Source organism: Sphingobacterium sp. InxBP1, from assembly GCF_026191775.1.
In the GTDB taxonomy this organism is placed as follows: domain Bacteria; phylum Bacteroidota; class Bacteroidia; order Sphingobacteriales; family Sphingobacteriaceae; genus Sphingobacterium; species Sphingobacterium thalpophilum.
Genome location: NZ_JAINDX010000038.1, coordinates 208551 through 223661 on the forward strand (window position 1 = coordinate 208551; position 15111 = coordinate 223661).

The window sequence follows — 15111 nt, forward strand, 5'->3', positions numbered from 1 at the left end:
ATGAAATCAAAAAAATCAACCACCTGTGACCACTCCTGCCTGATGTGCCGCCATGTACTGCAGGACTGGCTCGGACAGATAGATCTACACCGTAAACTTCTAAAAATAAAAAAAGGACAGCAGTTTATCCACGAAGGCGCCACTGCCGAAGGCATCTATTTTGTACAGTCCGGACTTGTCAAAGTCCACCGTCGGCTCGGCGACAAGGAAATGATCGTCCGCTTTGCAGGCCCCGGCGATATCGTGGGCCATCGTGGTGTATCCTCTGAACCGGCAGTATACCCCATTTCAGCCACGGCACTCGAAACCACGCAGCTTTGCTTTGTGGACCTTCCCTTTTTCCTGTCCACGCTACGCGTCAACCCCGAACTGAGCTACCAGCTCATGCTCTTTTTTGCCGACGAGCTCCAGCTATCGGAACAAAAAATGTGCAATCTGTATCAGCTTACTGCAAAGAGCCGGCTGGCCTGGAGCCTGCTGTTGTTTCAGCGTATTTTCGGCGCCGATGCGACCGACGGTTATATCGGCTTTTCACCCAGCAAAAAAGACCTGGCGGCCTATATCGGTACCACCTACGAGACCTTGTACCGCATGCTGGCCGAACTGTCTGAACTGACAGCCATCCGCCTCGAAGGGCGCCGGATTTTTATCCAGAACGCCGAATTGCTCCAGGAGCTTTCCGCTGATCAGGCTTCATAAAAAAGGGGAGCTGATATCGCCCTGCGACAACTGCCTCCCCTACGTAAATATTTCCCTATCTATACGTCAACGCTAAAATCTGTACCCCAGTCCTATCCCCGGCCGCCATTTTCCGTTCGACGTGCTGGTCTTGGCCGTGTAAAAGGCAGGCAGCTGCACGGCCAGGTGCCCAAATAGCAGCGTGAGGCCCACGCCCAGTGTCGGTGTCACAAATGCATTTTTGGGCTTTCCTTCTTCCACCTTATCTTCCTTGAGTTTCAGGGTCGGCAGCAGCCCGAGCATCAGGCTGCGGCCCGGAGCAAAGGTATACTTGACCGCGGGACCCGTACAGTTGATATAGGCACCAGCGTCCGCGTATCCTGCCACCACAACCCCTTCAAAGAGGCTAGCTTTGACGCTACCCTGCTGCGCCTGCGCAGCAACAGTGAACACCAGCAAACTGGCCAGTGCCACCATTTTTGTAAACCGTTTTATCATCATGCAGCGATTAAGATGCAGCAACTTTCTCCTTGCTGTGGTAGGTATAATAAATAGCCATTCCGGTAAACAGAAGTCCGCCCACGATATTGCCGGCCGTCACGATCAGCTGATTGTACAGCCACCAGTCCGACACACTCACTTTCGCACCAAACATCATACCTGCCGGGATCACAAACATATTGACCACGGCATGCTCATAGCCCAGTGCAAAAAAGATAAAGATCGGAATCCCCGCAGCCAGAATTTTGCCCAGAGTGGACCTGGATGTCATCGACATCACCACCCCCATACACACCATCCAGTTGCAGAGGATGGCTTTGACAAAAGCCGAAAAGAGGCCAGCAGCACCGTGGCTGCCGTAACCAAGTGTTTTCTTCTCGCTGATGGCGATCAGGCTCTGCTCGATATTTCCCAGCTGGCTGACTTGGCCAGTCTCGGTACTGGCTGCCCAAAACAGCAGCGCAAAGAGGACGCTGCCGATCAGGTTGCCCAAAAATACCCAGAGCAGGTTGCTGGCCATCGCCTTAAAGCCTACTTTTCCTTCAAACCAGGCCAGCGGCACCAGCGAAAAGCTCCCCGTCACCAGTTCCAGGCCCAGGATCACGATGATCACAAAGCCGACAGGAAAAACAAAGGCACCGACCAGGCTGAGCCCCGTCTGCCCCGTAGCCAGCAGTGCCAGGGTCACCGAGATCGCCAGCAGCGCACCAGACAAGGCGCCACGGATCAATAGGTCCCGGATCGGCAGTGACGATTTATAAATAGCGGTATTCATCATTGCTCCCGCAACTTCTTTCGGACTGATATAATCCATAATATATTTTTTTTTAATGTTTATCACTCATTCCACAGCTGCCAGCTAGGCTGACATGCCAATATACACCCTGCCGTTTTCAACTTTTACCGGATAGGTTTTGATTGCACATTCATCGCCAGACAAGCATTCCCCAGTATCGAGGGCAAAGGTTTTCTTATGAAATGGACAGGCGACTTTAGGTGTTTCGCCCAGCGATCCGAGCATGCCCCGGCTCAGGATCATCTGCCGCTTGTGCGGACATTCGTTCTGGGTGGCATACCACTCGTTGCGGCGCGCGAAATAAAACAGGGCAATCTGTTCATTGTTTAATTTGAGGCATACCCCACCGTTTTCAATGGCATCTTCGATGCGGCAAGCCTGCAGCCATTGCGTGTCTAATTGCGTTTCCATCTGATTGTTGTTTAAAGGGTTTTCAAAGTATGTTAGTACGTTTTCAGGTTCCAGTCAGCAGCCTTTTTCTGGCCGCGCATCATTTCAAAGCGGACCGTATCATCCTTCTCCTCAGGCGCATTGACAAAGTGGACAAAGCGTTTGCGGATATTGGGATCCTCCACGGCGACTTTCCATTCACAGCGGTAGCTGTCCACCAGTTTCTGCATGTCATCTTCCCATTGTTCGGCCATACCCAGGCTATCGTTGACCACCACATTTCTGAGGTAGTCGATGCCGCCTTCCATCTTATTGAGCCAGGTAGCTGTGCGGGTCAGCGGATCTGCTGTGCGGATATAGAACATCAGGAAGCGGTCGATGTAGCGTATACAGGTTTCGCTGTCGATATCCGCTGCCAGCAGCAGCGCATGCTGAGGCTTACTGCCGCCATTGCCGCAGACATAAAGGTTCCAGCCTTTCTCGGTGGCGATGATCCCAAAATCCTTGCTCTGGGCCTCCGCGCATTCCCGGATACAGCCGCTGACGGCCGACTTGATCTTATGCGGCGCCCGCAGTCCGCGGTAGCGTTCCTCCACCCGGATGGCAAAGGAGACACTGTCGTGCAGCCCGAAGCGGCACCAGGTGCTCCCCACACAGCTTTTAACGGTCCGTAAGGCCTTCCCATAAGCATGCCCGCTCTCAAAACCCGCCGCGATGAGTTCTTCCCAGATAAACGGGAGGTCATTGAGATGTGCACCAAACAGATCAATGCGTTGTCCTCCCGTAATTTTTGTATACAGATTATATTTCTTGGCGACCTCACCGATGACGATCAGCTTGTCGGGTGTGATCTCACCCCCCGGTATGCGGGGCACCACCGAATAGGTCCCCCCTTTCTGAATATTGGCAAGGTAGCGGTCGTTGCTATCCTGCGCCACATCATTTCCTTTATCGAGGATCATTTCATTCCAGAGGCTGGCCAGCAGCGAAGACACAAGCGGCTTACAGACCTCGCAGCCATGTCCCCTGCCCAGACTGTCCAGCACCTGGTCATAAGTCTTCAGTTCATGGATTTTAATAAGGTCATAAAGTTCCTGGCGACTTAGGTCAAAATGCTCACAGATGCTGCTCCGGATGTACTTGCCCTGCTTTTTCATGGTATAATTGACCAGGTCCTTGACCATGGGCACGCAACCACCGCAGCCTGATCCCGCCTTGGTACATTTTTTTACGCCGTCGGCATTTTCACAGCCCTGCTGCATTACAGCATCACAGATCTGTGCTTTGGTCACCCCTTCGCAGCTACAGATCAGCGCCTGGTCTGGCAGTGCCTCCAGCCCTGTGCCCGGAGCTTTGCTGTCACGCTGTTCGCCCAGCAGCAGCAATTCAGGATGCTCGGCCAGCGGCATATTGTTATTGACCATCTGCAGCAGCATATTGTAGCTCGCCGCCTCGCCGACGAGGATACCACCCAGCAGACGTGTACCGTCGGTACTGACATTGAGCCGCTTATAAATTCCCTTATTGCGATCTTCCAGCAGGATGGTCCGTGCATAAGGTTCACTGACAAAAGGATCCCCGAAGCTGGCCACGTCAACCCCCAGCAGCTTGAGCTTGGTGCTCATATCAAATCCATGGAAAGCCTTTTCTTCGCCTACGATATGAGAAGCTGCGATCTCGGCCATTTCATAACCTGGCGCCACCAGCCCATAGATCATGTCGTTGACCAGGGCACATTCGCCGATGGCATAGACTGCCGGATCTGAGGTCTGCATCTGCGCATTGACCAGGATGCCCCCACGCTCGCCGACACTGAGCCCCGCTTTCCGGGCGAGTTCATCACGCGGACGGATACCCGCCGATATCACCAACAGGTCGGTCTCCAGTACCGAACCATCCTGAAAGGCAATGCCCGTCAGGCGTTCGTCACCCAGTAGCTCCCGGGTAGATTTCTGCAGCAGACAGCTCAGCCCCAGCCCAGCCAATTTGCTTTGCAATAGTGCGCTCGCACTGTCATCAATCTGCCTGGGCATCAGACGCGGCGCAAACTCGATCACGGCCGTTTCCGAGATCCCCAGATCGACCAGGGCCTTGGCCGCTTCCAGACCCAGCAGACCACCGCCCATGACAGCTCCTTTTCTGGCCCGGACCGCATAAGCTTTGATCAGCTCCAGATCTTCCACCGTACGGTATAAGAATACACCCTCCTTCTCTACACCCGGAATGGGTGGCACAAAAGCCGCAGAACCTGTCGCAAACACCAGGTAATCGTAAGGGACAGCCTCACCCTTTAGGGAGACCACCTCTTTCTTGTTCAGATTTACGTCAACAACAGGGTCATTGAGATGAATTTTGATATTATTTTCGGCATACCATTCATTTTTTGAGAGAAAAAGCTCTTCAAGAGATGAAATTTTGAAATAATCGGTCAAATGCACCCGATCATAGGCCCGAATTGGCTCTTCGGCGAATACAGTTATTTGCAAGTCGGCTGATTTTAACCTCAATTTTTCACAAATCTTATTCCCAACCATACCATTTCCAACAATAACAATCTTTTTTCTTTCCATAACTCCTGTTTTTTTGATATAAAAACCAATTTACTGATTTAACAACACTAATTTAGGTAATAAAAAATTAAAAAATCAACAAAAACATGATTTTTGTAATATTTTTTCAATAAAAATTTCAAAATATTTTAAAGAAACATGATTTATACCACATTTTTTAATACATTTACATATAAAACAAGACAAAAACAGTGTAACAATGAAAAAACTAAAGAAAAAATCGCTATTTATTGTCGGTTCTGGGCCGGGAGACCCCGAATTACTCACATTAAAAGCGCATAAAGCGATAAAAAATGCGCAAGTCATCCTATTTGACAACCTAATTAATGAAGAAATACTAAAATTAGCACCCAAAAACTGCATAAAACACTATGTCGGCAAGCATCCTTATGGAGAATATGTACCTCAGGAAGAGATCAACGCACTCATTCTACAATACTGCGCACAATACGACCGGGTACTGCGCCTAAAAGGCGGCGACCCCTATCTCTTTGGCCGGGGCTTTGAAGAATGGCTGACCGTCAGGGATCAGGGTATAGACGTCATCTATATTCCCGGCATCAGCAGCATGCAGGGCGCAGGCCTCAACGATATCCCGCTGACGCACCGCGGTATCAGCGAAGGCGTCTGGGCATTGACCGGGATGAAGAAAGATGGAAGTTTGTCTGCAGACTTGCCACTGGCCGTACAAAGTCGCTCCACGGTTGTCATTTACATGGGCATGCGCAAGCTGGACGAGATTGCGCGCACCTACGTGCTTTACGGAAGGGGCGATACACCAGCAGCCGTCATACAACATGCCAGCCTACCCCAGCAAAGACAGGTAACCTGCAAAGTCAAGGACCTGGTGCGTGCCTGCCGTCAACAGGGACTCGGGCATCCGGCCATTATTGTGATCGGTGATGTGGTCAGCCTGCAACAGGCCGAAACACTTGCTGCCAGTGAGCAGTATAGGCAGATAGGAGGGCAATAAAAAAGCTCTCAAAAAAATTTGAGAGCTTCATTATCTATATATTATTTGGGGTGTTTGTCACCAATTGTCATTGGTCTTGCTACTGTTGATACTGTTGGCAATGGCCACGATAAAGTCATTGATAAACTTTTCCAGGTCCTGCTGTGCCGCTTCCCTTCTCACCTTACCACCTGTATTGAACATCGCTGTCTTTACCCACAGATTGCTTTTTTTGACCAGCGGGTACTCAATACCGTCGTAACCTTCGAGATACTTATAGTTGGGCGAAAAACGCATCCGGCCATCTTTAAAGTCCATGGTAATTTTGTAAAAGAAATCCAGATCCTTGCGCAGTCTGCCCCATGAAGTAACTTGCTTTTCCATCGCGTCGAGGACAATCTGCTCGCCCTCCACCTTGGTAATCACTTTTTCTGGCCTGTTGTACACTGAGTTTGCAAATTTCAGCACCGCCTTGTAAAGCTCCTGCTGTGATTTGCCGGGAAAGTTCAGAACCACATAATTTTTGGATTCGTCCGCCGCATCGACAAAATCATTTGGCGTTAATTTCATGGTCTGCGCCTGCGCGAACCCCATCACAATGCACAACGTAATAGCGAGAAAAATTTGTTTGATCGTCATAATACCATAGCTATTGAGTACGCCATCAGCAACATATATTATGCCAAAGTCAACAATATTTCTCGTTTAAATAAAATTTGCCCAAGTGCGAGAATTTTCATCCCACAGACCATACAGTCCCCTTTACCCCAATACAACCTACAAGCCACTCATCGTTAAGCGGATACACAAGTCCAGGAAGCACAATCAGCGAAACGCGGCGTGCTATCTCAGGCCCCTTTGACCCGGGGATCGATCCAGTAATGATCGTGTTCGGCATGGCTAAAGAACTCCATGGGTGTCACATGGCAGTCCATTGTATCCTGCAGCCCGCCATCGGTATAGCTGACCACTTCTTCCGACGGCAGTACCAGACCGGTCAGGATCGCCCCTTCATCGAGGCAATACAGGTCCGAAAGCAGCACATTGATATGATGGGTCACCACCCATTGCTGCATCTCTTCTTTCGTCACCCGTTTGACCTGTTCGGACAGGAAGCGTGCTTCTTCGATTTCCTTTTCGACACTGTCGGGAAAAAATAGACGCAAAAACGCTTCGTATTTGTCAAATTCTTTGGTACGGATAGCCTCATTGCGGAGAAACTGTTTTTCGCCCAGCTGACCGTACGCGGTGGTGTACTTACGTAAATCCAGCTCCGCCAGTTCCCGGTCAGACCAGCGTGCCAGTTCGGACAGGGCGTACACATCCGTGCCATGACCATCACACTGGTTGAGGTATTCCCAGATATCCCCTTCGACGACTTTCGGCTTCTTATGATCCAGGATATTGTATCCTTCAGCAATCCACTCTTCAATTTGTTCTCTTCTCATAGTGTTATTTTTTACTACATACGATGATGACGGTACGCGTCCGCCAGCGCGGCAAGCTGTTTGCCCCGCGCCGCCGTGCAACGTCCATTTTATAAACAATAACGCCACAGCGATAGTTTCCCTTTCAACGAAAAAAGGCCGGGTGAACATGCGAAACCCGACCTTTAACTAAATTACTTTCAAATGGACTACCCTCAGGACATCCGCTAACAGCGAATAGTTTTAATTTTTTAAAAAAAAATTATTTCAGATTTCTGGCTTTTAGCTCTTCATCGACCATCCGCTCATCTTTGCCCAGATACTTATAAGCCAGCAAGGCTAACACCAGAGGCACAATCGTACTTAACCCAAGCCCGTTTTTTACGGCGCTGTAGACGGCCACACCAAAACAGAAGCCAATGATACAGGCATTGATAATCTTATTGGGCAGGGATTTTTTCTTTTTTTCCAGCAATTCGGCATCGGACAATTCGCCCAATGGCCTTGCATTCGTTTCGTTCGTTTCCATATCGGTTTTCATAAAAAGTCAGCGGCTCCTATAGCCTCGATGAAGATAGGGATTTTTTTTCGCATCCACCATTGGATATTCCACGTTACAGTACCGCCCCCGCCCTTGTTTTATCGCCTACATGTAATACGGACTGCTAACCTGACCGAATGTCAGGTCCTACAAAAATGCTTCCTGGATTGCATAAGCCCCAGCGATCTCCTGCAGCCATGTTTCGACACGCGCTGCCGCAGGGCGGTCCGCCCCATCAAAGAAGAAATGCTGTTTGATCTCCAGACCACAGTAGGCATAGATCCCCCGATCCGAGGTCAGCCGGAGCGCCCGGTCCATACCGATCTCCCCGTATTCGGACTTCGACTTGCCATGGGAATTGATAACATATACCGACTTGCCGCTCAGCAGCCCCTTTTGCACACCTTGATCGTAGCGGTACGCAAAGCCATAGCTAAACACACGGTCGATGTAGCCTTTCATGATCGCCGGCATACCCGTCCACCAGATCGGGTAAACAAAAGTCAGCGTATCTGCCCAGGAGATATATGCCTGCTCCTGCCGGACCTCATCGGCCACCCGGCCCTGCCGCTGACCCTGCATATCCTCCAGCGAAAGTACCGGATTAAAATTCAATGCATACAGATCCCGGACGACAACCTCGTGTCCCTGCATGCGCAGCGCCGCTTCGGCTGTCTGTCTAAACTGATGGTTGAGGCTTTCTGGGTTGGGATGTGCATAAATAATCAGATGTTTCATATTCTTTTGTTTTATTTGAATGACTGAAACAAAAGTAGTGGAAGGCGGATCCGAAAAATTGTAAGAAAACGAAAAGCTTAGTCGGCCGTGGCCCGGCAGATATCCGTCTGCAACCGTAGGTATTTTTTAGGGGAGATGTTCATAAAATGCCCGAAGTCGTGGATCAGCTGGCTCTGATCGTAGTAGCCGCAGGCGCCAATGATTTCAAACCAGTCCACTTTATCGCCACTGGAGGCAAGCTGTTGCAGCAGGCCCACCGCTTTGATAAAGCGCTCGTAGCGGCCACGCTCCTTGGCGCTGTAGCCAAAGTACTTTTTGTGCATCAGCTGCACGTTGCGCTCCGTCTGTCCGATGCTGCCGGCGACGGACTTGATGACGCTTTGGGAGTCCGATTCGAATCCCGACAGCAGGGATGAAGCACCATCCTGCGGCCTCAGATACGGCCTGCAGAAGTCCAGGATGCTACCGACGCGATCGGCTACGGCAGACATCGGGTCCAGCTGATGCCATAGCCGGGCAAAGCAGTCGTCTGCCAAGGCATCGTTGGGATCTGCCGGCAGATGGTCCGACAGGCGGGCCTGCCCGAAAAAGCGGAAAAAGGCGTCAGCCTTAAAATTGACAACCAGAATCTCTGATCCGGGCGGCAGCGTATAGTCAAATGCCGTCTTTACCGGCCCCAGCACAATACACCTGTGCATTTCGGCCGCCGTCCCCTGCCGGGTATGCAGGACGGCCCTGCTGCCAAAATTAAAGACCATTATCGTCTGGAAAGAGGGCATCAATGTTTTGGTCACGGCCTCCGTGCTGCGATTGGCGGCGAAGTAAAAATGCGAAAAGACGTCCGAAAATTCTTCCGGAACCGGCAATCGCACATCCCGATATGTTGAACCGCTGTTGGCCATCATTGTTTGGTACGCTCAATTTATAAAAAATCTACCTAAATCCGATCTAAACCCTATTTTGCCCGCGACTTTTGCCAATGTCAGCCTTTCATTAACATAGTACAGATTGGTCCGTCGCATGCTGGCCAGCAGATTATGATTCGCCTCAGTTAAGCAGATACCCGCGGGGCCGTTATACCCTAAAGGTGAAAGTCAGCCCAATATAGAGCAGCAGGAGGCAAACCGGCAGGTAAAGCGCATTCAGAAAGAGCAGCAACAGACCCAACGTCGTCTTTCTCGAATTGATGGCCAGGGCAAGGGCCAGGATCACCAACACGAACAACAGGGTGATAACCGCCCCCTCAAGGTCGTAAACATACAGCTTCTCCTGATAGCTAAAAAGCACAATGGCCATAACGATATGCGCACCTGTCGCAATCAAGCTCAAATTAGCATTGGACATTATTTTGTTTTTGGACATACACAAAGATAAAGATTTCGGCAACACCCGCAGCAGGACATGCTGAGCGAAGGCGGTTTGTGCCCAATAACCGGGTGACACGGGCGCAACAAAAATAGCACGCCAGTCTGGGAAACTGGCGTGCTGTCATTTTACCTAATTTTATGAGAGCCCCTGTCGGGGATGATTGCTACGGTCTGAACATCTCCCGTACACAAAAAGTTTGAAAAAAAATAAGTTAACTTACCGCTATCAGAATTCACGGAGCCCCTGTTGCGCGACTGGCCCATTGTTCCGATATTTGCTTTTTTACATGCCGGCATGCAGTATTATACCGTACCTGACAGTTTATCTCCATTGATCGAGTCCATCTGGTCGTTCGAAAGCCCGGAGCAGCTCCCCGAGCGCGAGCAGGCCCTGGTGATCCCGACCGGTAAATGCGTACTGCTGTGGAACTATCAAGGTACTTACGAGCATGTCGTGGACGACACGGTGTTTCATCATCCGCTGTACGACCTGCATCTGGTGGGCCCTCACAACAAAAATATTGTGCTCCGCGGTTCTGCCCCGGTCAGCTCCATCGGCATCACCTTCAGGCCCTATGGCTATTATGCCATCGCAGGTGCTGCCATGCCTACATTGGTCAACGGGATAACATCGATCTCCCGCCTGAAGAAGGACGGCAGCATGGTACTGGACTCCTGCACTGGTGTGCCTGCGGACAGTATCGGTTCGCTGCTGCAGCTGCTGGCCGAGCGGATACAGTTTGCAGCCGATGGGCGCGTCATCAGCGCAGTGGATGCCATCGACCAGCATCAGGGCAATATCCGCATCCGGGAGGTCTTCGAAAATATTCCCGGCTCGCAGCGGCATCTCAATAAGCTGTTCAAGCAGCAGGTCGGCCTGACACCGAAAGAATATGCTTCCATCGTGCGCCTGCAGGCGATGTACAACCTCTATATCCGTGATCAGCAAAAGGAAAACAAAGACCATCTGTATGACCTTTACTATGACGAATCCCACTTCCTGCAAGACTTCCGCAAGGTATTCGCACAGCGGCCCCGGCAGTTTATGCGCGCCCCCAACCAGCTGGGCAATGCCTTCAACAAAAAACGGTAGGTCTACTTTTTCCTATTTTGCCATCCCGGGGTGCTGTTACTTTGCAGAAAAAAAACACACAATCATGCGATTAAAACACGTAACAGATACCGCCGGCGCCTTGCTGGCCTTCAAAGCGGCCGCAGGCTCCATTCCCTTTGCGGAAGAGGTAGCCGCCTATTTTGGCATCGAAAGCCCCGCCGCTCCACAACAGGATTTTGGTTTCTGGGCCAGCGTGCTGCACTTCGAAATGCGGTACCGCTCCCTGGATTATTTTCTGGAAAAGACCGCAGCACCTACCGTACTCGAGCTTTCCGCAGGCTTCTCGTTGCGCGGTCTGGACTACGCCCGCAAGCACCCCGACGCCAGCTACATCGACACGGACCTGCCGGCCATCATCAGCCAGAAGAGTGAAATGCTGCAGGCCATGCAGCAGGCTGTCCCGCAAAACCTGCAGTTACAGCCACTCGACGTGCTGCACACCGAAAGCTATCCGGAGACCAGCAGCGAACTCGCCATCATCAATGAGGGGCTGCTGCTGTATTTCGACGATGCGGCCAAAAAGCAGATCCTGCAGCATATCCGCAGGCTGCTCGAGCGGCAGGGCGGCACCTGGACCACCGCCGATATTTATATCCGGCATGAGACCCAGGCCGTGGGCAGCGACAGAGACGGACGGTGGAACGATTTCTTCCGGAAAAACAACGTGCACGCCAACTACTTCGAGTCTTTCGACCAGGCCGAGCAGTTCTTTTACGATCAGGGCTTCCGGGTGCTCGAAAAGTACCCACCCGAATTTGACAAGTACAGTAGCCTGCCCAAGCTACTGGCGGCGGCCACGGGCGAACAGCTGGAACTCCTCAAAAGCCGGGGCAAAGTCCAGGAGACCTGGCAGCTGGGACTGAGGTAAGTCCCCCGCCCCAATGGCTGACCAGCAGCCTTTACATACAGCGGCCTCCCTTCCGGAAATATACTCCGGAGGCAGGCCGCTCTGCTTTGCTGCCTGATGCTCGCGCAACACCATGCGTATCTAGCCCTACAGGCCGATCTGGATCCCCAGGTTCACAACGCGCTGGTTCTGGTAGGCATCGCCGGCACTGTTGGCCGTCACCTCCGGATCCTGCTGGTACAGCGAATAGTTGGTCCAGGTCAGCAGGTTATACCCGCTGAGGTACAGACGTGCATTGTTGATTTTAAACGGCAGCCACCTATTGGGCAGCTGATAGCCCAGCTCCACGGTTTTGAGCCGCAGATAAGTGGCATCAATCAGCCAGAAATCCGACATATAGGTCGAGGGGCTGTTGATGGTCGTGGGGTTGGTGGTCAGCCGCGGGAACTTGGCTGTGGCCGCGGTCTCCGGTGTCCACCGCTGCTGATGGATCGGCTGGAACTGACTCTGGAACGGCTCGATACCACTGCCTCTGATGCTGAAGCTGTAGTCTGTGGTGCCCTGCAGCAGCACATTGAAGCTAAAGCCCTTGTAGCTGCCGCCCAGGGTGAGGCCGAAACTCGTATTCGGAATATCGGGCCTGCCGATGACCGTCCGGTCGTAGTCATCGATGATACCATCGCCGTTCAGATCCTTATAGCGGAGGTCGCCCGGCTGCACCTGATAACCGCCCGAAGGCTTGGGGCTGTCGGCAATATTCTCTTCGGTATAAAAGCCGTCATACAGGTAGCCCAGAGGCTGGTTGATCTGCTGCCCGGTCAGGCGCAGCCAGGGAAATGCCGGTGCGGGTTCATCCTGAAACAGGATCTTATTCTTGAAGTAGGTCAGCACCCCCTTGATATTGTAATTAAACGCCCCGATATTGTTGTTGACGTTCAGCTCCAGCTCCAGCCCCCTGTTGCGCACACGCGCAATATTGGTCGGCGACACCCCCACCCCGATATGCTGGAACAGCGACTGGGAGGTCACCAGCTGATCATAGCGGATATTATTGAAGTAATCCAGGGTCAACGAGAACTTATTTTTCCAAAGGTTGATATCGAGCCCCAGATCAAAAGACTTTTGCTTTTCCCAGGTCACGTTATCATTTCCCAGATTCCCTTCGGTGATAATCAGCGAAGGCTGGTGTGTCTCGCCAAAAGAATAGCTGCCCCCCTGGTTGTATACCTGCTGATAGAGGTAGCGGTCACCAATCACCTTGTCGGAACCCACGAGCCCGTATGAGGCCCGCAGTTTGAACAGCTCCACAAAGTCGAAGGCATCCTTAAAGAATGTTTCTTTGGCCAGGTTGTAGCCGGCGGACACGGCCGGAAACAGCCCATAGCGCTGTGCCCCCCGAAAACGGTCCGAACCATTGTAGGCCGCAGTGGCATCCAGCAAAAACTTCTCTTTGTAATTGTAGCCCGCCCTGAAGGTGTAGCCCTCAAAATTCTGCGGGATCCAGTTGGTCTTCTGATCACCCTTGGTCTTGTACGACTCACGGTTGTACAGCAGCAGCCCCGTCACGCTGTGGTCGCCGAATGAACGCGCATAGTTAAAATTAGCCTGCACGTTCACACGGTTGTTGTAATCGCCCTGATAGGCACGCAGCGTATAATTGCCCAGTACATAGGGCGCCCCGCCCTTTAACAGATAACCGTTGGTCGAGGGGTCGTAGCGGTACACCGGGATTTCGTCCCGGGCCTGCTCGCGGCCATTAGACTCGACACTCGCATAGGCTACACGTGTCGAGAAAGACAGTCCCTGCAGCCAGCTATTGAGCTCCTGCGTACCGCCAAACAAGATGTTGAGGTCATTGCGCCGGTCCAGGCTGTAGCCCGAGGCGGCCAGCCGCGCATTGATCGTCGGCAGCAGTTCCTGTGTATCACTGGCATAGGCGAAAGAGCCGTCGGGATTCAGAAAAGGCGCCGACCAGGGTCTTATTTTGTTGAAATTAAACACTTCGCCGACGATATTTCCGGCCCGCGGGGAGTTGATCCGGTTAAAATTGGCCCGGAAGTCCAGCCGCAGCTTCAAGGTTTTAGTGGCCTGCACATCCAGGTTGGAACGCAGGTTAAAGCGGCGGTAGTAATAGTTGTTATTGACCTTGTCGCCCTCATTCTCAAAATGATACAGGTTACCGTTCTGCGAAAAGGCCCCGGCAGACACAAAGTACTTGACCGCCTCACCGCCACCGGTGATATCGATGTTGGTATTGTACTGCTGGCTGGAAGGCTTAAAAATACGCTCGTACCAGTTGACATCCGGATGGCCATACTTATCGTCGCCATTGCGGAAATGTGCCAGGTCCTCTTCCGTAAAAGGCTGATGGGAGTTATCCCCTACCGTATTGGCGATGGCCTCATTCCAGAGCAGGGCACTTTCGTAGGCATTGAGAAATTTGAGTTTGGTCACGGGACTCTGCAGTCCCGACTCTACCCGTGCATTGATCTTGGGCCTCCCCAGTTCGCCGCGCCGGGTCTTGACCACCAGCACGCCGTTGGCTCCCTTGATCCCAAAAACTGCAGTTGTGGAGGCGTCCTTCAGGATGGAGATGCTCTCAATTTCGTTGACATTGATCTGCGAAAGCTGTTCATAGGTATACTCAATATCATCGACAATGATGAGCGGCTGATTGCCTTCGGAATTGAGGGAGCTGACACCACGGATAAAGAAGTCCGAGGCATCCCGTCCGGGCTGCCCTGAGCGCTGCACCGACACAAATCCCGGCAGTCTGCCCGTCAGGGCGTTCTGCACGCTGGAGGTCGGTATCTGCCGGATATCGGCACCCTTGACCGAACTGACGGCACCCGTGCTGGTCAGCTTCTTTGTGGTGCCGAAGCCCACGACCACCACCTCGTCGATATCCTGGCTGCTGGACTGCATGATGACTTCGATATTATCGCCGGGCCTGACCTTCCGCTGCTGCGTGTTGTAGCCGACGCTGCTGAACTGCAGCACCCTGCCTGCCGACAGCGCCAGCCTGAAGCGGCCGTTCTGGTCCGTCTGTGTCGCAGCCCCCCCCTGTTCCTTGACCGACACCCCCGACAGGGGGCCCGTGCTGTTTTTGACGATCCCGCTGACCGACTGTGCATATATGATGAATGGTGATAGCACCATTACAACTAAAAGATAGATGCTCTTTTTCATG

The 15111-nt window shown here is 52.1% G+C and carries 15 protein-coding genes; 4 read left to right on the forward strand and 11 right to left on the reverse strand.

Annotation, left to right across the window (positions count from 1 at the left end; all coding sequences use genetic code 11):
• Positions 1 to 699 carry a Crp/Fnr family transcriptional regulator gene (locus K7A41_RS02660; RefSeq protein ID WP_265712495.1) on the forward strand — a complete coding sequence of 233 codons (699 nt, stop codon included), beginning with the start codon at positions 1 to 3 and terminating at the stop codon, positions 697 to 699.
• A 72-nt stretch (positions 700 to 771) separates the two neighbouring features.
• On the opposite strand, the gene K7A41_RS02665 is transcribed toward K7A41_RS02660, so the two are convergent.
• Genes K7A41_RS02665 through nirB form a run of 4 tightly spaced genes read right to left on the reverse strand, consistent with a single transcriptional unit; the run spans position 772 to position 4935 of the window.
• A complete protein-coding gene (locus K7A41_RS02665) occupies positions 772 to 1179 on the reverse strand; it encodes a hypothetical protein (protein ID WP_265712496.1) in 408 nt (135 codons plus the stop codon).
• Positions 1180 to 1186: 7 nt separating this feature from the next.
• On the reverse strand, positions 1187 to 1993 hold the full coding sequence (locus K7A41_RS02670) for a formate/nitrite transporter family protein (protein ID WP_265712497.1): 807 nt from the start codon (positions 1991 to 1993) through the stop codon (positions 1187 to 1189).
• A 45-nt stretch (positions 1994 to 2038) separates the two neighbouring features.
• Positions 2039 to 2386, reverse strand: coding sequence for a nitrite reductase small subunit NirD (nirD, locus tag K7A41_RS02675; protein ID WP_028069753.1), 348 nt, complete (start codon positions 2384 to 2386; stop codon positions 2039 to 2041).
• Between the two features lie 32 nt (positions 2387 to 2418).
• Complete coding sequence (gene nirB, locus K7A41_RS02680) at positions 2419 to 4935, reverse strand: nitrite reductase large subunit NirB (protein WP_265712498.1); 2517 nt, start codon at positions 4933 to 4935, stop codon at positions 2419 to 2421.
• Positions 4936 to 5134: 199 nt separating this feature from the next.
• Here nirB and cobA point away from each other — a divergent pair, with 199 nt between their 5' ends.
• Positions 5135 to 5908 (forward strand): uroporphyrinogen-III C-methyltransferase, encoded by a 774-nt coding sequence (gene cobA, locus K7A41_RS02685; RefSeq protein WP_028069751.1) that lies wholly within the window; start codon positions 5135 to 5137, stop codon positions 5906 to 5908.
• Positions 5909 to 5965: 57 nt separating this feature from the next.
• Here cobA and K7A41_RS02690 read toward each other — a convergent pair whose 3' ends face one another.
• The 6 genes from K7A41_RS02690 to K7A41_RS02715 all read right to left on the reverse strand — a co-directional run bounded on the left by K7A41_RS02690 (position 5966) and on the right by K7A41_RS02715 (position 9937).
• Positions 5966 to 6526, reverse strand: coding sequence for a DUF4468 domain-containing protein (locus tag K7A41_RS02690; RefSeq protein ID WP_265712499.1), 561 nt, complete (start codon positions 6524 to 6526; stop codon positions 5966 to 5968).
• A gap of 209 nt (positions 6527 to 6735) precedes the next feature.
• Positions 6736 to 7335: a hypothetical protein gene (locus K7A41_RS02695; protein ID WP_265712500.1), complete on the reverse strand. Its 600-nt coding sequence runs from the start codon at positions 7333 to 7335 to the stop codon at positions 6736 to 6738.
• A 241-nt stretch (positions 7336 to 7576) separates the two neighbouring features.
• Positions 7577 to 7843, reverse strand: a complete 267-nt coding sequence (locus tag K7A41_RS02700; protein WP_028069748.1) for a hypothetical protein — start codon at positions 7841 to 7843, stop codon at positions 7577 to 7579.
• A 159-nt stretch (positions 7844 to 8002) separates the two neighbouring features.
• On the reverse strand, positions 8003 to 8593 hold the full coding sequence (locus tag K7A41_RS02705) for an NAD(P)H-dependent oxidoreductase (protein WP_265712501.1): 591 nt from the start codon (positions 8591 to 8593) through the stop codon (positions 8003 to 8005).
• Between the two features lie 77 nt (positions 8594 to 8670).
• Positions 8671 to 9498, reverse strand: a complete 828-nt coding sequence (locus tag K7A41_RS02710; protein WP_265712502.1) for a helix-turn-helix domain-containing protein — start codon at positions 9496 to 9498, stop codon at positions 8671 to 8673.
• Between the two features lie 169 nt (positions 9499 to 9667).
• On the reverse strand, positions 9668 to 9937 hold the full coding sequence (locus K7A41_RS02715) for a hypothetical protein (RefSeq protein WP_265712503.1): 270 nt from the start codon (positions 9935 to 9937) through the stop codon (positions 9668 to 9670).
• A gap of 318 nt (positions 9938 to 10255) precedes the next feature.
• Here K7A41_RS02715 and K7A41_RS02725 point away from each other — a divergent pair, with 318 nt between their 5' ends.
• Both K7A41_RS02725 and K7A41_RS02730 read left to right on the forward strand, forming a co-directional pair.
• Complete coding sequence (locus K7A41_RS02725) at positions 10256 to 11053, forward strand: helix-turn-helix domain-containing protein (protein ID WP_322784007.1); 798 nt, start codon at positions 10256 to 10258, stop codon at positions 11051 to 11053.
• 64 nt (positions 11054 to 11117) lie between these two features.
• Entirely contained in the window at positions 11118 to 11942 is an 825-nt protein-coding gene (locus tag K7A41_RS02730) for a hypothetical protein (RefSeq protein ID WP_265712506.1), read from the forward strand.
• A 126-nt stretch (positions 11943 to 12068) separates the two neighbouring features.
• Here the strand turns inward: K7A41_RS02730 and K7A41_RS02735 are convergent, their stop codons facing one another.
• Positions 12069 to 15110: a SusC/RagA family TonB-linked outer membrane protein gene (locus K7A41_RS02735; RefSeq protein WP_265712507.1), complete on the reverse strand. Its 3042-nt coding sequence runs from the start codon at positions 15108 to 15110 to the stop codon at positions 12069 to 12071.
• Position 15111 lies beyond the last annotated feature (1 nt).

What these genes read in the sequence shown, in the direction of transcription:
- K7A41_RS02705 (WP_265712501.1), bottom strand. Translation starts at nt 8,593, where the DNA reads ATGAAACATCTGATTATTTATGCACATCCCAACCCAGAAAGCCTCAAC.
- K7A41_RS02725 (WP_322784007.1), top strand. Translation starts at nt 10,256, where the DNA reads ATGCAGTATTATACCGTACCTGACAGTTTATCTCCATTGATCGAGTCC.
- K7A41_RS02700 (WP_028069748.1), bottom strand. Translation starts at nt 7,843, where the DNA reads ATGGAAACGAACGAAACGAATGCAAGGCCATTGGGCGAATTGTCCGAT.
- K7A41_RS02670 (WP_265712497.1), bottom strand. Translation starts at nt 1,993, where the DNA reads ATGGATTATATCAGTCCGAAAGAAGTTGCGGGAGCAATGATGAATACC.
- K7A41_RS02715 (WP_265712503.1), bottom strand. Translation starts at nt 9,937, where the DNA reads ATGTCCAATGCTAATTTGAGCTTGATTGCGACAGGTGCGCATATCGTT.
- K7A41_RS02695 (WP_265712500.1), bottom strand. Translation starts at nt 7,335, where the DNA reads ATGAGAAGAGAACAAATTGAAGAGTGGATTGCTGAAGGATACAATATC.
- K7A41_RS02690 (WP_265712499.1), bottom strand. Translation starts at nt 6,526, where the DNA reads ATGACGATCAAACAAATTTTTCTCGCTATTACGTTGTGCATTGTGATG.
- nirD (WP_028069753.1), bottom strand. Translation starts at nt 2,386, where the DNA reads ATGGAAACGCAATTAGACACGCAATGGCTGCAGGCTTGCCGCATCGAA.
- K7A41_RS02735 (WP_265712507.1), bottom strand. Translation starts at nt 15,110, where the DNA reads ATGAAAAAGAGCATCTATCTTTTAGTTGTAATGGTGCTATCACCATTC.
- K7A41_RS02730 (WP_265712506.1), top strand. Translation starts at nt 11,118, where the DNA reads ATGCGATTAAAACACGTAACAGATACCGCCGGCGCCTTGCTGGCCTTC.
- K7A41_RS02665 (WP_265712496.1), bottom strand. Translation starts at nt 1,179, where the DNA reads ATGATGATAAAACGGTTTACAAAAATGGTGGCACTGGCCAGTTTGCTG.
- K7A41_RS02660 (WP_265712495.1), top strand. Translation starts at nt 1, where the DNA reads ATGAAATCAAAAAAATCAACCACCTGTGACCACTCCTGCCTGATGTGC.
- cobA (WP_028069751.1), top strand. Translation starts at nt 5,135, where the DNA reads ATGAAAAAACTAAAGAAAAAATCGCTATTTATTGTCGGTTCTGGGCCG.
- nirB (WP_265712498.1), bottom strand. Translation starts at nt 4,935, where the DNA reads ATGGAAAGAAAAAAGATTGTTATTGTTGGAAATGGTATGGTTGGGAAT.
- K7A41_RS02710 (WP_265712502.1), bottom strand. Translation starts at nt 9,498, where the DNA reads ATGATGGCCAACAGCGGTTCAACATATCGGGATGTGCGATTGCCGGTT.